General features: G+C 65.8%; 17 protein-coding genes. 11 read left to right on the plus strand and 6 right to left on the minus strand.

The features are described 5' to 3' along the window. The first annotated feature begins 298 nt into the window (after positions 1-298). The 8 genes from FHY19_RS02375 to FHY19_RS02410 all read left to right on the plus strand — a co-directional run bounded on the left by FHY19_RS02375 (position 299) and on the right by FHY19_RS02410 (position 9,249). Positions 299-628: an STAS domain-containing protein gene (locus tag FHY19_RS02375; RefSeq protein WP_055849799.1), complete on the plus strand. Its 330-nt coding sequence runs from the start codon at positions 299-301 to the stop codon at positions 626-628. A gap of 18 nt (positions 629-646) precedes the next feature. Further along, entirely contained in the window at positions 647-2,665 is a 2,019-nt protein-coding gene (locus FHY19_RS02380; RefSeq protein WP_259161237.1) for a chemotaxis protein CheA, read from the plus strand. 65 nt (positions 2,666-2,730) lie between these two features. Then, positions 2,731-4,878: a methyl-accepting chemotaxis protein gene (locus FHY19_RS02385; protein WP_259151575.1), complete on the plus strand. Its 2,148-nt coding sequence runs from the start codon at positions 2,731-2,733 to the stop codon at positions 4,876-4,878. 10 nt (positions 4,879-4,888) lie between these two features. Beyond that, on the plus strand, positions 4,889-5,398 hold the full coding sequence (locus tag FHY19_RS02390; RefSeq protein WP_259151578.1) for a chemotaxis protein CheW: 510 nt from the start codon (positions 4,889-4,891) through the stop codon (positions 5,396-5,398). A 25-nt stretch (positions 5,399-5,423) separates the two neighbouring features. Continuing rightward, positions 5,424-6,707, plus strand: a complete 1,284-nt coding sequence (locus FHY19_RS02395; RefSeq protein WP_259151580.1) for an EAL domain-containing response regulator — start codon at positions 5,424-5,426, stop codon at positions 6,705-6,707. A 4-nt stretch (positions 6,708-6,711) separates the two neighbouring features. After that, entirely contained in the window at positions 6,712-7,518 is an 807-nt protein-coding gene (locus FHY19_RS02400; RefSeq protein ID WP_259161239.1) for a CheR family methyltransferase, read from the plus strand. Further along, entirely contained in the window at positions 7,515-8,654 is a 1,140-nt protein-coding gene (locus tag FHY19_RS02405) for a chemotaxis response regulator protein-glutamate methylesterase (RefSeq protein ID WP_259152491.1), read from the plus strand. The genes FHY19_RS02400 and FHY19_RS02405 overlap by 4 nt, the downstream gene beginning before the upstream one ends. A 274-nt stretch (positions 8,655-8,928) precedes the next feature. Beyond that, positions 8,929-9,249, plus strand: a complete 321-nt coding sequence (locus FHY19_RS02410) for a hypothetical protein (RefSeq protein ID WP_259161241.1) — start codon at positions 8,929-8,931, stop codon at positions 9,247-9,249. Between the two features lie 192 nt (positions 9,250-9,441). Here FHY19_RS02410 and FHY19_RS02415 read toward each other — a convergent pair whose 3' ends face one another. The 4 genes from FHY19_RS02415 to gpmA all read right to left on the minus strand — a co-directional run bounded on the left by FHY19_RS02415 (position 9,442) and on the right by gpmA (position 14,859). Then, positions 9,442-11,004 (minus strand): phospholipase D family protein, encoded by a 1,563-nt coding sequence (locus tag FHY19_RS02415; protein ID WP_259161242.1) that lies wholly within the window; start codon positions 11,002-11,004, stop codon positions 9,442-9,444. Between the two features lie 301 nt (positions 11,005-11,305). After that, positions 11,306-13,408, minus strand: coding sequence for a M13-type metalloendopeptidase (locus tag FHY19_RS02420; protein WP_259161243.1), 2,103 nt, complete (start codon positions 13,406-13,408; stop codon positions 11,306-11,308). A gap of 246 nt (positions 13,409-13,654) precedes the next feature. Then, complete coding sequence (locus tag FHY19_RS02425) at positions 13,655-13,972, minus strand: hypothetical protein (protein WP_259161244.1); 318 nt, start codon at positions 13,970-13,972, stop codon at positions 13,655-13,657. A gap of 137 nt (positions 13,973-14,109) precedes the next feature. Then, positions 14,110-14,859: a 2,3-diphosphoglycerate-dependent phosphoglycerate mutase gene (gene gpmA / locus FHY19_RS02430; protein ID WP_259161245.1), complete on the minus strand. Its 750-nt coding sequence runs from the start codon at positions 14,857-14,859 to the stop codon at positions 14,110-14,112. Between the two features lie 103 nt (positions 14,860-14,962). Between gpmA and nfi the strand changes: the two genes are divergently transcribed. The 3 genes from nfi (at position 14,963) to FHY19_RS02445 (ending at position 17,424) form a co-directional block, all read left to right on the plus strand. Next, entirely contained in the window at positions 14,963-15,670 is a 708-nt protein-coding gene (gene nfi, locus FHY19_RS02435) for a deoxyribonuclease V (RefSeq protein WP_259161246.1), read from the plus strand. Between the two features lie 152 nt (positions 15,671-15,822). Then, positions 15,823-16,713, plus strand: a complete 891-nt coding sequence (locus FHY19_RS02440; protein ID WP_259161247.1) for a pirin family protein — start codon at positions 15,823-15,825, stop codon at positions 16,711-16,713. A gap of 249 nt (positions 16,714-16,962) precedes the next feature. Then, a complete protein-coding gene (locus FHY19_RS02445) occupies positions 16,963-17,424 on the plus strand; it encodes a hypothetical protein (RefSeq protein ID WP_259151596.1) in 462 nt (153 codons plus the stop codon). 148 nt (positions 17,425-17,572) lie between these two features. On the opposite strand, the gene FHY19_RS02450 is transcribed toward FHY19_RS02445, so the two are convergent. Together FHY19_RS02450 and FHY19_RS02455 are read right to left on the minus strand one after the other, a co-directional pair. Continuing rightward, positions 17,573-17,995: an OsmC family protein gene (locus FHY19_RS02450; protein ID WP_259161248.1), complete on the minus strand. Its 423-nt coding sequence runs from the start codon at positions 17,993-17,995 to the stop codon at positions 17,573-17,575. Between the two features lie 33 nt (positions 17,996-18,028). Further along, positions 18,029-18,886 (minus strand): pirin family protein, encoded by an 858-nt coding sequence (locus tag FHY19_RS02455; RefSeq protein ID WP_259161249.1) that lies wholly within the window; start codon positions 18,884-18,886, stop codon positions 18,029-18,031. Positions 18,887-18,983: the final 97 nt, after the last annotated feature.

Here is an 18,983-nt window from a genome sequence, read left to right on the forward strand (position 1 = left end):
GCCCTTGCTAAGTGCACTGCCCTGCCGTGCGTCTAGACACGCGTGCCTTGTCCAGGGGACTGTCCGGGACAAACGCCTTATGAGTCTGGTTGCGACAAAGCTGAGCAGTTAATTCAAAAACTGCCGATGATTTCGCATTTCCGTCATTCGGCTGAATTTGTCCTAAATATTCCAGCGAGGCGCCGATACCTGCATAGACCGGCATGACCCTGCGTGCAGACCCATACGCAGTTCCATGTCACCGCGCCCTTCTCCCCCGCGTCATCGCACCCAACGTGCGCCATCGCTTGAGGCACCAATGAACACTCCATCTCCCGACCTGCCCGCGCCGCTGACGCTTGCCCTTGAGGGCGAGATGACCATTCGCCGCGCTGCCGAACTCAAGCCGCTGTTGCAGCCGGCGTTGGCGCATCCGGGTGGCGTGCATCTGGATCTGGCGGCGGTGAGCGAAATCGACACCACCGGCCTGCAATTGTTGCTGGCCACCAAGCAGGCGATCCAGGCCGATGGACGGCCATTTTCGCTGACCGATTCCAGCCGTGCGGTAGTCGATGTGATCGAACTGCTCGGCCTGCTCGAAGCGCTGTATCCGCATGCGGTTGCCGGCCTCGGCGAACACATTCACTAACGGACTGGTGACGCGCGCATGGACATGAACCAACTGATGCAGACCTTCCTGGCCGAGAGCCGGGACCTGCTCGAAGACATGGAACGGCACCTGCTCGAAGCCGAGCGTGGCGCCTCCTCGCCGGATGCGGTCAATGCGATCTTCCGCGCCGCGCACACCATCAAGGGGTCGGGCGGTTTGTTCGATCTGCCGCAGCTGGTCGGCTTTACCCATGTGGTGGAAAGCGTGCTCGATCTGGTGCGCGAGGAAGCGCTCGTGTTGAGCTCGGAACTGATCGGGCTGCTGCTGGTGTGCTGCGATCATATCCACGCGTTGGTGGAGACCGCCGCCGACCCCAGCCATGCCGATGCCGATGCGCTGGCTGCCGAAGCCGAACCGCTGCTGGCGCAATTGCAGACCTACCTGCAAGGCAGCGCCTGCGGCGTCACCGCCGCCGCCATCCAGCACAGTACGCCCGAAAAACAGAGCGGTTACTGGCGCATCTCGCTCAAACTCTTCGCCGATGCCCTGCGCTTCGGCAACTCGCCGCTCAAGCTGATCCGCAATCTGCGTGGCCTGGGCTCGGTGGAATCGATCGGTACCGACTACAGCCAGTTGCCACGGTTTGAAGACCTCGACCCGGAAGCCAATTACCTCGGCTTCCAGATCCTGCTGCGCAGCGACGCCGACCGCGCCGCGATCGAAGACGTGTTCGAATTCGTCCGCGACGATTGCGACCTGGACATCGCTGCAGTGCCTGCACCGACCGATGCCGCCACGCTGCTGGTCAGCGAGCCGGTGCTTGCCGCAACACCGGCCGGCGCGCTTGCGGCCGTGCCCAATGCGGCAAATGCCGCTTCGGCGCCGGCCCGCAATGCGCCTGACGCCGGCGGGCGCAACAACGATGCGCGCTCGATCCGCGTGGATGCCGACAAGCTCGATCGCATGATCGATCTGGTCGGCGAACTCATCATTGCCGTGTCCAGCACCAACGCCAATGCACAGCGCACCGGCGATGCGCAACTGCTGGAATCGGCCTCGATCCTGGCCGGGCTGGTGGAAGAGGTCCGCGAAAGCGCCCTGCAGCTGCGCATGGTCAAGATCGGCGGCACATTCAGCCGCTTCCAGCGCGTGGTGCACGATGTGGCGCGCGAACTCGGCAAGGACATCGCGCTGGTCGTGGCCGGCGAAGACACCGAACTGGACAAGTCGGTGGTGGAAAAGATCGGCGACCCGCTGACCCACCTGGTGCGCAATGCGATGGACCACGGCATCGAGCCGGCGGACGTGCGCGTGGCGCGTGGCAAGCCCGCACGCGGCACGGTGGGCCTCAACGCGTATCACGACTCCGGCAGCATCGTCATCCAGATCACCGACGACGGCGGCGGCTTGAACCGCGACCGCATCCTGGCCAAGGCGCTGGAACGCGGCCTGATCGAACCCGGCCGCCAGCTCAGCGACCGCGAAGTGTTCGCGATGATCTTCGAGCCGGGCTTTTCCACCGCCGAAAAAGTCACCAACCTGTCCGGCCGCGGCGTCGGCATGGACGTGGTCAAACGCAACATCACTGCGCTGCGCGGCACGGTCGAGATCGACAGCGCTGCCGGGCTGGGCACCACCATCTCGGTGCGCCTGCCGTTGACGCTGGCCATCATCAACGGCTTCCAGGTGGGCGTGGGCAAGTCCGTGTTCGTGGTGCCGCTGGATGTGGTGGAAGAGTGCGTGGAATTCATGCCCGACTACGCCAGCGACTACATCGACCTGCGCGGCAGCGTGCTGCCGTATGTGCGCCTGCGTGAACTGTTCGCGCTCGGCGGCAGGACGCCGGCGCGCGAAAGCATCGTGGTGATCCGCCAGGGCACGCAGCGCTTCGGCCTGGTCGTGGACACCTTGCTGGGCGAATGGCAGACGGTGATCAAACCGCTGTCCAAGGTCTTCGCACAGGTCAAGGGCATCAGTGGCTCCAGCATCCTGGGCAGCGGCGATGTAGCGCTGATCCTGGATGTGCCCAGCCTGATTCAACAGTTGCATCCCAACCAGGACGCGTTGGCGGCCTGAGCGTTCGTCGTCCCGCTCCCACAACCCGCGTCGTTCGTTGTTACCTGACTCCAGGAATCATCGCCATGTCACACCGTCTTCCGATCGCTACCCAGTTATGGTTCACCGCCGCGCTTGCGGTGGCCCTGCCCGTCCTCGTGATCGTCGCCGGCTTTGCGCTGACGCTGTCGCACGCGGCCCTGCTCGGCGCCAGCGTCGTGGCAGCACTCATCAGCGGCGCACTGCTGGTGTGGGCGATCCGCATCGCCGGCGGCGCGCTGGACCTGGCGACGACCACGCTGGACGCATTCTCGCGCGGCAACTTCGATGTCGCCCTGCCGCAGACACGCGACGAGCATGCCGGCGAGGTGCTGCGCGGCTTGCGCAAGCTGCAGGGCGGCATCCGCCACGTCAATGAAGAGATCAATCGCGTCTCGCGCGAACACGATGCCGGCGAAATCGATGCACGCATCGATGTGGCACGTTTCGACGGCGACTTCCGCACCATGGGCGAAGGCATCAATCGCATGGTCGCCAACCATATCGCGGTGAAGAAGCAGGCCATGGCCTGCGTGGCCGAATTCGCCCGCGGCAATTTTTCCGCCGAGCTGGAACGCCTGCCAGGCAAGAAGGCCTTCATCAACGAGGTGGTGGACCAGATCCGCGGCAACCTCACCGGCCTGGTCGCCGAGGTCAACCGCATGGCAGCCGAGCACGATGGCGGCGATATCGACGTGGTCATCGACACGCAGCGCTTCACCGGCGATTTCCGTCGCATGGCCGAAGGCATCAATGCGATGGTGGCAGGGCATATCGCGGTCAAGAAGCAGGCCATCGCCTGCGTGGCCGAGTTCGGTCGCGGCAACTTCACCGCACAACTGCCGCAGCTGCCGGGCAAGAAGCGCTTCATCAACGAGACCATCGACCAGGTGCGCGGCAACCTCACCGGACTGATCGCCGAGATCAACCACATGTCGGCCGAGCACGAAGCCGGCGATATCGACGTGATCATCGACAGCGCGCGCTTCGATGGCGACTTCCGCAGCATGGCGCTGGGCATCAACCAGATGGTCGGCGCGCATATCGCGGTCAAAAAGCTGGCGATGGGCGTGGTGGCCGAGTTCGGCCGTGGCAACTTCGATGCGCCGCTGGCGCCGCTGCCGGGCAAGAAGGCCTTCATCAACGACACCGTGGAACGGGCGCGCGGCAACCTGCGCAGCATTTCCGAAGTCATCCAGGTGATGGGCGCGATGGCCGACGGCGACCTCACCCATACCGTGGAAGGCCGCTACGAAGGCGCGTTTGCCGACATGCAGCGCTACGTCAACACCACCATGAGCCGGCTCACCGAGATCGTCGATGAGGTCAACCGCAACGCCGAGAATCTGGCCAGCGCCTCGGAAGAGGTCAGCGCCACCGCGCAGGCGCTGGCGCAGGCCGCCAGCGAACAGGCGGCCGGCGTTGAAGAAACCAGCGCCTCGCTGGAACAGATGACCGCCTCCATCGCGCAGAACACCGAGAACGCACGCGTCACCGACAGCATGGCCGCTAAGGCCGCCAGCGAAGCGGCCGACGGTGGCGACACCGTGCGCGCCACCGTGGTGGCGATGAAGGACATCGCCAAGAAGATCGGCATCATCGACGACATCGCCTACCAGACCAACCTGCTGGCGCTCAATGCTGCGATCGAAGCGGCGCGCGCCGGCGAACACGGCAAGGGCTTTGCGGTGGTGGCCGCCGAAGTGCGCAAGCTGGCCGAGCGCAGCCAGATCGCCGCGCAGGAAATCGGCGAGGTGGCCGGCTCCAGCGTGGAACTGGCCGAAAGCGCCGGCCGTGTGCTCGGCGAGATGGTGCCCTCGATCCGCCGCACCTCCGACCTGGTGCAGGAAATCGCGGCAGCCTCCGAAGAACAGACCGCCGGGGTCAGCCAGATCAATACCGCGGTGGGTCAGTTGAACCAGACCACGCAGTCGGCTGCCGCCAATGCCGAAGAACTGGCCGCCACCTCCGAGGAAATGAGCGCGCAGGCCGAGCAGCTGCAGCAATTGATGGGCTTCTTCCGCCTGGGCAATGGCGGGCGCGGCGCAGGCACCAAGAGCGGCCCACGCCGTGTCGTGCAGGCCAGCCACTCCGCGCCGACCAGCGCACCGCCACGCCGCACCAACGTGCGTCAGCTCGGCGTGGTGGCGGCAACCGCCGACACCATCGACGAATCGCAGTTCGCCAGCTTCTGAGGAGCCGACGATGCACGCGCACAGCACCAGCACCGCACCGTCGCCGACGGCACCGCAGCAGTACCTGACCTTTTTGTTGGCCGGGGAAATGTTCGGCCTGGGCATCCTGGGCATCAAGGAAATCATCGAATACCGCGTCCCCACCGACGTGCCGATGATGCCGGCGGCGCTACGCGGGGTGATCAACCTGCGCGGCGCGGTGGTGCCGGTGGTGGACCTGCAGCAGCGTTTCGGCCGCGATGCCAGCGCCATCACCAAGCGCAGCTGCATCGTGATCGTGGAGATCGCGCAGGGCGATGCACACCACGTGCTCGGCCTGCTGGTGGATGCGGTCAGCGAAGTGCTGGAGATCGCACCGGGTGACATCGTCCAGACGCCCAGCTTCGGCGCCGGCATCTCGCGCGATTTCATCCATGCCATGGGCAAGATAGGCGAGCGTTTCGTGATCCTGCTCGATGCCGATGCCGTACTGGGCCGCGATGCGCTCGCCCAGCTCCCCGCCGCCACGTTGGCGGCCTGACTGCCGCATGCACGCAAGGATTCCCATGCGCCCCGCCCTCCTCTCCTGCAACTGCACGCTCACCGGCCCGGTGCTGGTGGTCGACGACAGCGTGGTGCAACGCGAGCACGCCATGGCCTTGTGTCGCCAGCTCGGCGCCAGCACGGTCGATGGCGCCGTCGATGGCCACGCCGCGTTGGCCTGGCTGGTCCACGCCACCGCGCCCTCGCTGTTGCTGATCGACCTGGAAATGCCGGGCATGGACGGCGTGCAACTGCTCGATGCGCTGGCGCGCGGCAAGCACAACGTGCCGGTGGTGGTGGTGTCGCAACGCGGCGGCGCGCTGATCGATGCGGTGATGCAGCTCAGCCGCAGCGCCGGCGTGCGTGTGTTGGGCGGCATCGAGAAACCGATGAACCTGCAGGACCTGGCCACCGTGCTGGAGTGCGAGCCCGAATCCAGCGCCAGCGTGCCGAGCTTCGTGCAAACGGCGATCTCGCCGTTGATGTCCAGCGGCGGCGCGGCGGCCTCGCGCCTGGACCGCGCGATGCGGCGCGGCGAAATCCGCGTGGCCTATCAACCCAAACTCGATCTGAAAGATGGCCGCCTGCGCGGCGTGGAAGCGCTGGCGCGATGGCGCCGTCCGCAAGGCGACATGATCGGGCCGGATCGCTTCATTCCGCTGGCAGAGCGCGAAGGCTTGATCCACGCCCTGACCCAACAGGTGATCGACAAGGCGATTGCGCAGCTGGTGGATTGGCGCAGCGAAGGTTTTCAGCTGAGCCTGGCGTTGAACCTGTCGCCCCGGTTGCTCAGCGAAGAGGATTTTCTCGAACAACTGTGCGCCAAGCTCAGCGACAACGGACTGCGTCCGGCGGATCTTGTGCTGGAGCTGACCGAAAGCGCCATCGTGGAACCGGCCAATGCGCTGAGCATGCTTGCGCGCCTGCGCCTGCACGGTTTCGGGCTGTCCATCGACGATTACGGCACCGGCTTCTCGTCGCTGCAACGTCTGGCCAGCATCCCGTTCACCGAACTCAAGCTGGACCGCAGCTTCGTGCAGGCCGCGCATCGCAGCCGCAGCCAGCGTACGGTGCTCGAATCCACGCTGGAGCTGGCCCATCGCCTGGAACTGACGGCCGTGGCAGAAGGCGTGGAAACCCCGGACGATTGGCGCCTGCTGCGCGAGCTGGGCTGCGATCTGGCGCAAGGCTATCTGATGGGGTCGCCGATGCCCGGGCCGATGCTGTCGGACTGGTGGCGCGAGCATGCCGTGCGTATCGCCCGATTGAGCGACACCACGCTCAGCAGCGATGCGGATGTGGCCTGAGCCGATGAGTACCGCTACCGCCATCACCGAGCAGGAGTTCGGCCGCTTCCAGCGTTTCATCTTCGAAGCCGCCGGCATCAGCATTTCGTCGGGTAAAAAAGCCATGTTGTGCGGCCGCCTGGGCAAGCGCCTGCGCGAACATCAGTTCAGCAACTACACGCAGTATCTGCAGTTGCTGGAAAGCCGCCAAGACCGTGCGGAGATCCAGACCGCGATCGACCTGCTGACCACCAACGAAACCTATTTCTTCCGCGAGCCCAAGCACTTCGAGCTGCTGCGCAAGCTGGCCGGCGAACATCGCGGCGGGCTGCCGTTCCGTTGCTGGAGCGCGGCCAGTTCCAGCGGCGAAGAGGCCTACAGCATGGCGATGGTGCTGGACGACACCTTGCAGGGACGCCCGTTCGAGGTGGTCGGCACCGACATCAGCACGCGCATGCTGGCCAAGGCGCGCACCGGGCATTACGCGCTGCAACGCATCGACGGCATTCCGCAGGCGTATCTCAAGCGCTACTGCCTGCGCGGCCAGGGCGAGTATGCCGGCACCTTGCTGGTGGAACGGCGCCTGCGCGAGCGGGTGCAGTTCGTGCACGCCAACCTCAACGCCGCGTTGCCTGCATTGGGGAGCTTCGATGCGATCTTCCTGCGCAACGTCATGATCTATTTCAATGGGCAGACCAAGCGCGAAGTCATCCTGCGCGTGCTCGCCACCCTCAAATCCGGCGGGCATTTCTGCATCGGCCATTCGGAGAGCCTGAGCGAACTCGACATCGATCTGGTCCAGGTGGCACCCTCGATCTTCCGCAAGGCCTGAGCCAAGGATTCACTGTGTCCACAGCCTTCAACCGCCCTGCCGCCAGCCCTGGTGCCCGCACCGATTCCATCAAGGCCATGGTCGTCGACGACTCGGCGGTGGTGCGCCAGGTATTGGTGGGTGTGCTCAACGACGCGGCCGACATCGAGGTCATCGCCACCGCGGCCGATCCGCTGCTGGCGATCGAGAAGATGCGCAAGCAATGGCCGGACGTGATCGTGCTGGATGTGGAGATGCCGCGCATGGACGGCATCACCTTCCTGCGCAAGATCATGAGCGAGCGCCCCACCCCGGTGGTGATCTGTTCGACGCTCACCGAAAAAGGCGCGCGCGTCACCATGGATGCCCTGGCCGCCGGTGCGGTGGCGGTGGTGACCAAGCCGCGCCTGGGACTCAAGCAATTCCTGACCGATTCTGCCGACGAACTGGTCGCCACGGTGCGCAGCGCCGCACGCGCCAACGTCAAGCGCCTGGCCGCACGCGTGGCCGCCGTGCCGCTGGAAGCGGAGGTCAAGCACACCGCCGACGTGATCCTCCCCGCGCAAAGCGGGCGTGCGCTGGCGCAGACCACCGAGCGCATCGTCGCGATCGGTACCTCGACCGGCGGCACCCAGGCGCTGGAAGAAGTGCTCACTGCCTTGCCGCGCGTGTGCCCGGGCATCGTGATCGTGCAGCACATGCCGGAGAAATTCACCGCCGCCTTCGCCGCCCGCCTCAACGGCCTGTGCCAGATCGCAGTGAAGGAAGCGGCCAACAACGACCGGGTGATGCCGGGGCGCGCGTTGATCGCGCCGGGCGGCAAACATCTGCTGCTACGCCGCAGCGGCGCGCAATATTTCGTCGAAGTGATGGAAGGCCCGCCGGTCAACCGGCACCGTCCGTCGGTGGATGTGCTGTTCCGCTCGGCCGCGCGTGCGGCCGGCAGCAATGCGCTGGGCATCATCATGACCGGCATGGGCGACGACGGCGCCGCCGGGCTGCTGGAAATGCGCCAGGCCGGCGCGCGCACGGTGGCGCAGGACGAACACACCAGCATCGTGTTCGGCATGCCCAAGGAAGCGATCAAACGCGGTGGTGCGGATCGCATCCTGCCGCTGGGTGCGATGGCGCGGGAGATCGTAACGCAGCTGCAGTAGGCACCGCCTGCGGCGCCCAGGTAGCGTCGACCGCGGGCGTGCACAACGCGGCCCACGCCTGGCGCCTGGCGGCGCATTCAAGACCGCGATACACGCGGCAGTCCGGCGCCCGCCACGTGGGCCGGGTCTTCCGGCCACAGCCCGCGCTGCCGCTGCGTTGGCGTCCACGGCGGCCTAAAGATCCGCCGTTGCTGCCGCTAACCTGATTGAAGACCCAGCATTGCGCGGGTCACCCGAAGCGGCGGCATCGCCGTCCCGGGACCGGAGGTGCAACATGACGACGCGCGATCTTGACGATGGCCTGTTTATCGATCCGGTCAGTGTCGACTCGGTGATTGTCGACCCCGTCATCGCGGCAGGTGCCACCATCGGCTGTGCTGCATTGCTGGCACCCGCTGCCCGTGTGGTCGACGACGCGCACTGCGGCCAGCCAGCGCTGCAACTGCTGCCGGCCGTGCATTGCCCGCAGACAGAGCCCCGCCCCGACTGGGCACAGGCACGTGCAGCCTTGCTGGCACAGCCCGTTTCGCAACGCGCTGCAGGCGATGCGCGGGCGCGCGCGGAATCTCCCCTTTCCCGTTCCCGTATGCACTAAGCGCGGCAACGCCCCCTAGCGCGCAGTCGTCAGCCAGGTGTGGACGGCACGATCCAGTCGGTGCGTCCGGATGCCATCTGCCGCAGCGGGCACCGGCCACGCCGGGCCGGCAGCGAGCGCAGCGGTTTTGTCAGCCGCAGCACATCACCGTAAGCGTTCGACATGCGTGACCAGCGCAGGCGCCGCCAAGCCTTACAGCTGCGAATCCAGCGGTAACCAGCCAAGCAGCTTCGCAGCGCTGCGGCGCCAGACACTGGCTTCCGGCTCGCGCGTCCAGACGCGCGGCGGCTGCGCGGCATCGTCGTGCCAGTGCAGCGCGCCCTGTTCCAGGGTGACCCGATAACTCACTGCCGCACTGACCTTGTGGTTGTAAAGACGCTCGAGCTCCGCAGTGACGGTACGGTCCTCGAACAGCAGGCCCATCTCGGTATTGAGATTCATCGAGCGCGGGTCGAGATTGAACGAGCCGATGAAACCGCGCGTGTCGTCCACCACAAACGCCTTGGTGTGCAGGCTGGCGCCGCTGGACCCGAACAGGCTTCCATCCGGCTTGCCCATCGGCTTGAGCTCATGCAGGTGCACGCCCTGCTGCAACAGCGGCACGCGGTAATCGGCGTAGCCGCTGTGTACGGCCACCACGTCGTTTGCCGCCAGCGAGTTGGTGAGGATGTTCACACGCACCTTGTGCCGACGCAGATCTCCGATCCAGCGCATGCCTTCCTCGCCCGGCACGAAGTACGGCGAGATCACCTTCAACTCGCGCTGCGCATGCGCCATCTCGCCGATCAGTACCGGCGTCATCCAGTCCGCTTGCGGCTGCGCGCCATCGGCTTTTTCCGGCGGGTCGGACACGATGCGCGCATGCGCGAGCCAATGCACCGGGCGGTCGCCCTGCATCAACGCATGCACGCCGGGCGAGCGCCGCAAGCGCTCCACATACGGGTGCGCGCGTGCCGAGGCCATGCCGGCATCCAGGCTGCCGCGCAGCGCTTCCAGCGCCTGCGGTTTTGCGGTCACCAGCGCGGCCAGCGGCAAGGCATTCGGGCTGTTCCAGTAGGCATCGAAGTTGCGCTCGGCCTGCTGCACCGTCGGCCCCAGTAAGGCGGCGTCCATGTCCATGAAATTGGTATCGCGCGCGGCATCGAAGTATTCGTCGCCCACATTGCGCCCACCGACCACCGCAATCCGTCCGTCGGCAATCCAGGCCTTGTTGTGCATGCGCCGGTTAATGCTGAACATGCGCAACACCATCTCCACCCCGCGCATCAACGTGCCTTCGCGCGCGCGGGTGGGATTGAACAGACGGATCTCGATCATCGGGTGGCTGTCGAGCGCCGCCAGGACCGAATCGCTGCCATGGATATTCATGTCGTCCAGCAGCAACCGCACGCGCACCCCGCGATCAGCCGCGCGCAGCAGCTCGTTGTGCAGCAGGTTGCCAGTGAAATCTGCGTGCCAGATGTAGTACTGCAGATCCAGGCTGCGCCCAGCCGCACGCGCGGTCAGCGCACGCACGGCAAACGCATCGATGTTGTCGGACAGGATCACCATGCCGGTCTGGTCGGCATGCGCCTGCTGCAAAGGTGCAACCGCCTGGTCGATCGACGTGGTCACGGCCGTCGCCGGCAGCGCGTGACTCACCGGCCCGCGTTGGCGATCGGCAAAACGGCCATAGCCGTACAGCGACAGCACACTGCCCAGCACTAGAACCAGCATGCCGATGCCGATCCATTTGAAGACGTTACGCTTGGTCACTGCCGGGCCCGAAATTGCCAGCGCCGCAGTGTAGATGCAGCGCTGGTAGCTGCGTGTGCACAGGCTGGCACGCGAGCGGCCTCAACAATGCTGCAAACAAGCGGTTTTGCGTTGAAGATCGTCGCTGCGACCGCTCGCAAGCCACATCGGCGCCGACGCGCAGGCAGCGATTCCGCCGAGATTTTTTGACGCGCCCCGACGATTGATCTCTGCGCTGGAAACAGGCGTCTGCTCGATCGATGCCGGCACCAGGAAAAACGATTGCGCCCACCACGGCGAACGCAATCGTTCCAACGCCTGCTTACCAGATCGCCACGCGATCCTTGTCCGCACGCACCATCGCATCGCCGGGCTTGCATGCAAACGCCTGTGCAAATGCCGGCATGTTTGACGGCGCGCCATTGGCGCGGAAATTCGCCGGTGCATGCGGGTCGGTGTTCAGCCGCACACGCAGTTCGCCATCGGTGAAATTACGACGCCATACCGTTGCCCAGTTCATGAAAAAGCGCTGATCCTGCGAATGGCCGTCGATGTCCTTGTTGGCGTCGGGTTGTTCCTTCAGCGCCATCTGCAAGGCGTCGTAGGCCACCGTCAGGCCGCCCAGGTCGCCGATGTTTTCTCCAAGGGTCAGCTTGCCCTTGACGTGCACGCCGGGAATCGCTTCGTAGCCATCGAACTGCGCCACCAACTGATCGGTGCGCTGGGTGAACAACTTGCGGTCCGCATCGGTCCACCAGGTAGCGAAGTTGCCCTTGGCATCGAACTGGCTGCCCGAGTCGTCGTAGCCATGCATCATTTCGTGCCCGATCACCGCGCCGATCCCCCCGTAATTGAGCGCCGGATCGGCCTTGGGATCGAAGAACGGCGGTTGCAGGATCGCCGCCGGGAACACGATCTCGTTGCGGGTGGCGTTGTAGTACGCGTTGACCGTCTGCGGGGTCATATGCCACTCGCGCTTGTCGACCGGCTTGCCGATCTTGTCCAGCATGTAGCGGTAGTTGAACGCCTGCGCGGCCTGCATGTTGGCCAGGAACCCATCGCCGCGCGTCTCCAGGCCGGACCAATCCCGCCATTGATCCGGGTAACCGATCTTGGGCGTAAAACTGGCCCACTTTTCCAGCGCGCGCTGCTTGGTGTCCGCGCTCATCCAGTCGAGTTTTTCCAGCCGTGCCTTCAGGGCGACCGACAGGTTCTGCACCAGCTGCTGCATCTGTTCCTTCGATTCGGCGGGGAACGCGGACTGCACATACAGCTGGCCCAACGCCTCGCCCATCGCTTCGTTGACCGCATTCAAGGTGCGCTTCCAGCGCGGCAGCATGTCCTGCTGGCCGCGCAGCGTCTTCGAGTAGAAATCGAAATTGGCCTGCTCGAACGGCTTGGCCAGATACGGCGCCGCCTCATCCACGCTGTGGAAACGCAGGTACGCCTTCCAGGTCTCCACCGGCGTGTCGGCCAGCATCGCATCGAGCTCGGCGAAATAGCCTGGCTGGCTCAGCGAAAACGTCCCGGCCGGCACCTTGAGCGCGGTGAAGAACGCCTGCCAGTCAAAGTGCGGCGTCACTGCGTTGGCGCCGGCCACATCGACCGGGTTGTAGCGCTTGGCCGGGTCGCGCAACTCGATGCGCGAAAGCGAGGCGGCCGCCAGGCGGGTCTCGAACGCCATCACGGCCTTGGCTTGCGTGGCCGCCTGCGCGGCAGGAATGCCGGACAACTCCAGCACCCGCGCGATGTAGGCCACATACTGCTCGCGGATCCTGGCCTGCGCCGGATCGGTGTAGTAGCCCTTCTCGGGCAAGCCCAGACCGCCCTGCCCTGCATAGGCGATCATCTGTTCGGAATTCTTGTAGTCGGCATTGGCACCGAACGAGAAGACGAAACCCTGGCCCTGCGCGTAGCTGTCGCGCAGCCATGCCGCGATGGCAGGCGCGTCGGTCAGCGCATCGATGGCCTTCAACTGCGGCTGCAGCGGGGCAATGCCGGCCTTGTCGATGGCCACCTCGTCCGAGCCGGTCCGCCACAGGTCGGCGATCTTGGCATCCACCGAGCCGGCCGACAGATTGCCGCGCGCCAACTGTTCCACCAGCGCGTGCTGGATGGTCAACGAGCGCTCGGCGAGTACTTCGAAACTGCCCCAGCTGCTGCGATCGGACGGCACCGGGTGTGCCTTGAGCCATTTGGCGTTGACGAAGCCGTTGAGGTCCTGGCACGCGTTGATGGCCGGATCCAGATCGGCGCTAGCGAACGCCACGATCGGCGCATCGAGCTTGGAGACATCCACCTTGGTCGGTACCGCCCGCGGGGTGGTGGGCGCCGCCTTGGCGGAGTCGTCGGAGGCGCCGCACGCAGATAGCGCAACCACACTGGCCACCGCAAGCGACAGCGTGGCGAACTTGCTCAACTTCATTGGATTCTCCAAGGCACAAGACCACGTCGTACGCAGTCGAAAAAAGTAGGTAGCCGTCTGTGAGACAACCACACAAATGCTTGCAGCGGCACCAGAACAGCGTGACGTTGGATGCCGCGCCTTATCGAAAACACATCAACGCCGTCGACAGATCATCTGCGCCCCATCCAGGCGGACATTCACCATGTTCTATCGTCGACCGATCAAGCACTGCACTCCGGCGCATGGACGCGCTGCCGAGTGCAGTCATTTCCGCGCGTAAAACGGCGCCATCAGCAGATACACCGGATACGCCAACAGCATCAGCACGAGCGCGACTTCATGCCCGGAGGCCGCGCCCGCCCAGGATTCCATAGGGCGCGAAGGCCCAAACAGCCCGAACGCCAGCAGCAACACACCCATGATGCAGATCAGCAGCGCCACCAGCAGTGCGTCGCTGGAGACGCTGCCGGCGGCCACTATCCCGAATGCAGCGCTGGCGCCTGCCAGCAAAACCCCTACCGTGACCAGATAGGCACGGCAGTAGGTGGCGCTCACGTTCTGGTGCCTACGTCTGGCGGACATCCTGTCGTCCCTGCATGCGTGAGACGCCGGGCGCTGAACCACGCAGCACCCGGCGTACCGGATGGAAGTACCGCAACGCGCTCGCTGCGCCGTGGATACTCCACGCCGCGCCTGCACGCGCGGCATCGGGCATAGGCCTACTTCGCCTTGCCTTGGTTGGCTACCGCCTCGGCCGCACGCTTGGCCGCTTCTGGATCGCCGAGATAGCGGTAGCTCTGCACCTGCAGGTTGTCGTCCAGCTCGAACAACAGCGGGATGCCGGTGGGGATATTGAGCTCCAGGATCTGCTCGTTGGAGACGTCATTGAGGTACTTGTACAGCGCGCGCAACGAATTGCCGTGCGCGGTCACCAGCACGGTCTGCCCGGCTTTCAGCTGCGGCGCGATGGCGTCGTGCCAATACGGCAACACGCGCACCAGCGTGGTCGCCAAGGACTCGGTGCCCGGCAATGCATTGCGATCCAGCGTGGCGTAGCGACGGTCGTGGCAGGGGTGGCCCGGATCGTTGACGTCCATCGCCGGCGGCGGGATGTCGTACGAGCGGCGCCAGATCTTGACCTGCTCTTCGCCGTGCTTGGCCGCGGTTTCGGCCTTGTCCAACCCCTGCAGGCCGCCGTAATGGCGTTCGTTGAGGCGCCAGCTCTTGGACACTGGCAGCCAGTCCTGATCGAGTTCCTTCAGTGCGCCCTGCAGCGTGTGGATGGCGCGCTTGAGCACCGAGGTGTGGGCAACATCGAACTGCAGCCCTTCGTCCTTCATCAGCTTGCCGGCCGCGGTGGCTTCCTGGCGGCCCTGCTCGGTGAGTTCCACGTCCACCCAGCCGGTGAAGCGGTTGTCCAGGTTCCATTGGCTCTGGCCATGGCGCAGCAGTACGAGTTTGCGGGTCACTACGGTTCTCCGATTGGGGGCCGATCAGCCTGCGATTGTAGCGGCAGCCGGCGCATCGCTGGCGTGCACGATCTGCCCACGTGCGGGGCGCGATGCTGCTGCCATGTCCAGCATCGCTCCCGTATTCGCCGATTGGGACGGCAGCGCCGCACAGGCGCGACAGTTGCAGCAGCAACTGGCACACCGCGTGGTGTTGCGGGACGAAGTCGTCGCCACGCCACAGTTGCTGGCCGGTTTCGATGTCGGCTTCGAAGACGATGGCCAGACCACACGGGCCGCCGCCGTGCTGCTGGACGCACAGACCTTGCGTCCGCTGGAAACGCATGTGGCGCGCGTGCCCACCTCGATGCCGTATGTGCCTGGCCTGCTCAGCTTTCGCGAATTGCCGGCGTTGCTGCAGGCGCTGGCACTGCTGTCGCGTACGCCGGATCTGGTGTTCGTCGATGGCCAGGGCATCGCGCATCCGCGCAAGCTCGGCATCGCCGCGCACTTCGGCGTGGTGACCGGGCGGCCCAGCATCGGCGTGGCCAAGCAACGGCTGGCCGGAACCTTCGTGGAGCCCGGTGCCGACCGCGGCGACCACAGCCCGATCCTGCTGGGCGGCACGCAGATCGGCTGGGCACTGCGCAGCAAGCCGCGCTGCAATCCGTTGATCGTCTCGCCCGGGCATCGCGTCTCGATGCACGGGGCACTCGACTGGACCTTGCGCACGCTGCGCGCCCATCGCCTGCCCGAGCCCACGCGCCTGGCCGATCGGCTGGCCTCGCGGCGTGGCGAGATCGACCTGCCCGCACAGGCAAGCCTGCTGTAGCACCGACCCGGCGCACCGGCGCAGCGCAGTCGACCCCGGCACCGATGCAATCTCCCGGCGGTGCTCACAGAACATTCCGTCTTGATCGGCGGCGCTGCGACGGCGTGGCGTGCATGCGAAGCTTTGGCTCCCACCCGTCACGAGCTAACGCCATGACCACCCTGATCGCCCCACGCGTCCACGACATCGGCGGGCTGCAGGTGCGTCGCGCCGTGCCCACCCTGCAGGCGCGCAGCATCGGCCCGTTCGTGTTCGTCGACCACATGGGTCCAGCGGTGCTGGAGCCGGACCACGGCATCGACGTGCGCCCGCATCCGCATATCGGCCTGGCGACCGTGACCTTCCTGTGGGCGGGCGAGATCGGCCACCGCGACACGCTCGGCTCCGATCAGGTGATCCGCCCGGGCGACGTCAACTGGATGACCGCCGGCCGTGGCATCGCCCATTCCGAACGCACGCCCGGCCCCGAGCGCGCACGCGAACATGCACTGCATGGCATGCAGACCTGGATCGCGCTGCCGCGTTCGGCCGAAGAGACCGCCCCGGCGTTCCACCACTACGCCGCCGCGCGCCTGCCGCAACAGCGTCGCGAGGGCGTGTGGCTGCGCGTGATCGCCGGCCGCGCCTATGGCGAGGAGTCGCCGGTGCAGGTGTTCAGCGGCACCCTCAATGTGGCACTGGATCTGGCGCCCGATGCCGAGATCGATCTGGACACCGGTCACGCCGAACGCGCGTTGTACATCCTGGAAGGCGAGGCGCAACTGGATGGCGCCGATGTGGCGTCGCGCCACCTGATCCTGCCCTCGCCCGGCGCGCGTGGGCGCCTGCGCGCCAAGACGCCGCTCAAGGCCATGCTGCTCGGCGGCGAACCGCTGGATGGCCCGCGTCATTTGTGGTGGAACTTCGTGTCCAGCTCCAAGGAGCGTATCGAACAGGCCAAGGACGACTGGCAGGCCGGGCGCTTCGGCAGCATCCCCGGCGACGACAAGGAGTTCATTCCGCTGCCGGAAACACCGGCACCCAATCCGGTCAATTACCCCTGAAACCATGCGCGGATCCGGCCTGGCGAACGCGACCGCTCCAGGTCTCGCAACGGGAGTGCCCCGTCACACAAGCGATGCCAGGCAGGGATGCGACCCATCTTGAGCACGCCCACAGAATTGTGGTAGTGATACCCCCGTAGTCGGAGCACGTCGCGTGGACGGCACGCTCGAGCGGGGAGCTTGGGACGGTGCAGCGGCACGAAAGACGACGTCGCCCCGCATTGTCATCCATCGCCGGGGAACACTTGAATGAAGTCCGCATCCTGCCTGTTCGGCCTGTCCTTGCTGTTGGCCGCCGCAACCGCCCACGCCCAGACCTCGCCGGTCTGCCCGCCCTTGCCGCCCGCATCGGGATTGCAGTGGAACGAGCTGGCCGGTGCCGACTATCTGGTCTGCAAGGCGGTCACCGCCGACGGCCGCCAGGTGGTGGGCGTGATGCTCACCACCCGCGACCCGGCCATGACCCTGGCCCGCGACCGCCGCGCCGAGAAGGGCCAGATCCAGCAGGAAGACTTCTACTGGTACAAGCTCGATCTGGGCGGGCGTGACATTCCGGGCATGGAATCGCGCCGCGTCACCGTGGTGGAACTGGGCAAGAAGCGCTACGCGCAGCTGTGGATCGACGGCGCCAGCACCGAAGAACTCGCCTCAATGCAATCGCTGGTGCAGGCGATGGATCTGCAGCCGGCCAGTCTTGCGTTGCAGCGCTAGAGGTAATGCCAGTTGCCGCGCGGCGTGAATGCCGCGCGTGCACCACGCATGAGCGCCTCGGCAGGTCTGGCGCTTGCCGTGCTGATGGGCTGACTGCTGGCCGCAGGTTACCGCATCCCGGACCGAATGCGATGACCTGTCGACACCCTCAGGGCGCAGGATAGGCAGCGTCCGACGCCTGCAGCCGACTGGAAATACGCACCTCGCCAGTCAACAGCCGATGGATCGGGCATTTGTCGGCCACTTCCATCAAGCGCGCGCGTTGCGCGTTGTCCAGCGCGCCTTCGAGCACGATCTCTCGGCTGATGTCGGTGCCTGCTGCACCGCGTTGGGTGTAATGCAGATGCACGTGCACCGCCGTCAACGGCCACTGCTTGCGTGCCGCCACCATCGACACCGTGATCGCGGTGCACGCGCCCAATGCGCCGAGCACTTGCGACTCCGGATCCGGCCCGGCATCGCTACCGCCATTTGCCGGTTGGGTGTCGCCGACCCAGCGATGCTGCCCATCGTGGATGCTGACGGTGTACGGCACCGCTTCGGTGCTGACATGGACGGGGCGGTCACTCATGGCATTCTCCTGCGATGCATGACGTCGACACGGTTAGAACCGCCCTTCCTGGAAATCGACGAACGCCTGCATCAATTCCTGCTTGGTATTCATCACGAACGGGCCATGCCGCATCACCGGTTCGTTGAGCGGGCGGCCGGCAACCAGGATGAGCTGCGCGCCGTGTGCACCGGCGCGCAGCGTCAGCCGCTCGCCACCGCCCAGCACGGCCAGTTCCTGCGCCGGCAGCGCGCGGGACGCATCGCCTTCGCCCACTGCGACCTCGCCTTCAAACGCGTACGCAAACGCGTTGTGCCCGCCGGGCAGCAGGTAGTCCCACACCGCACCCGGTGCCAGCGCGATATCCAGATACACCGGGCTGGTGGCAGGTTGCACGATCGGGCCGACCACCTCACCCACGGTGCCGGCGATCACCTTGACCGTCACCCCGGGCGCCGGCTGCGCCACCGGAATGTGGTCGGGCGCGTACTCCTGGTACTTGGGCTCGGTCATCTTGTCGCGCGCAGGCAGGTTCACCCACAGCTGAAAGCCGCGCATGCGCCCGGATTGCTGCTCGGGCATTTCCGAATGGATCAGCCCGCGGCCGGCGGTCATCCACTGCACGCTGCCCGGTGTCAGCAGGCCTTCGTTGCCGTGGTTGTCCTTGTGCCGCATGCGCCCGTCGAGCATGTAGGTCACCGTCTCGAAGCCGCGATGCGGATGGCTTGGAAAACCGCCGATGTAGTCCTCGGCCTTCTCGGTGCCGAACTCGTCGAGCATCAGAAACGGGTCAAGATCCGGCAACTGCTGGGTGCCGATGACGCGGGTCAGCTTGACGCCGGCACCGTCGGAGGTCGGCATGCCGCGGATGGTGCGCAGCACATGCGCCGCTGTCGTGGTGGTGGTGCTCATTGCGTTGTCCCTGTGCAGTGGGTCGGTGCGCCAATGATGGGTGCGCATGCTGCACCGCCCAACCACGGCGGTTGCAACCGATCGTTCCAATCGTCGG

This window comes from Xanthomonas sp. 4461, from assembly GCF_024806475.1.
GTDB classification, from domain to species: Bacteria; Pseudomonadota; Gammaproteobacteria; order Xanthomonadales; family Xanthomonadaceae; genus Xanthomonas; species Xanthomonas arboricola_F.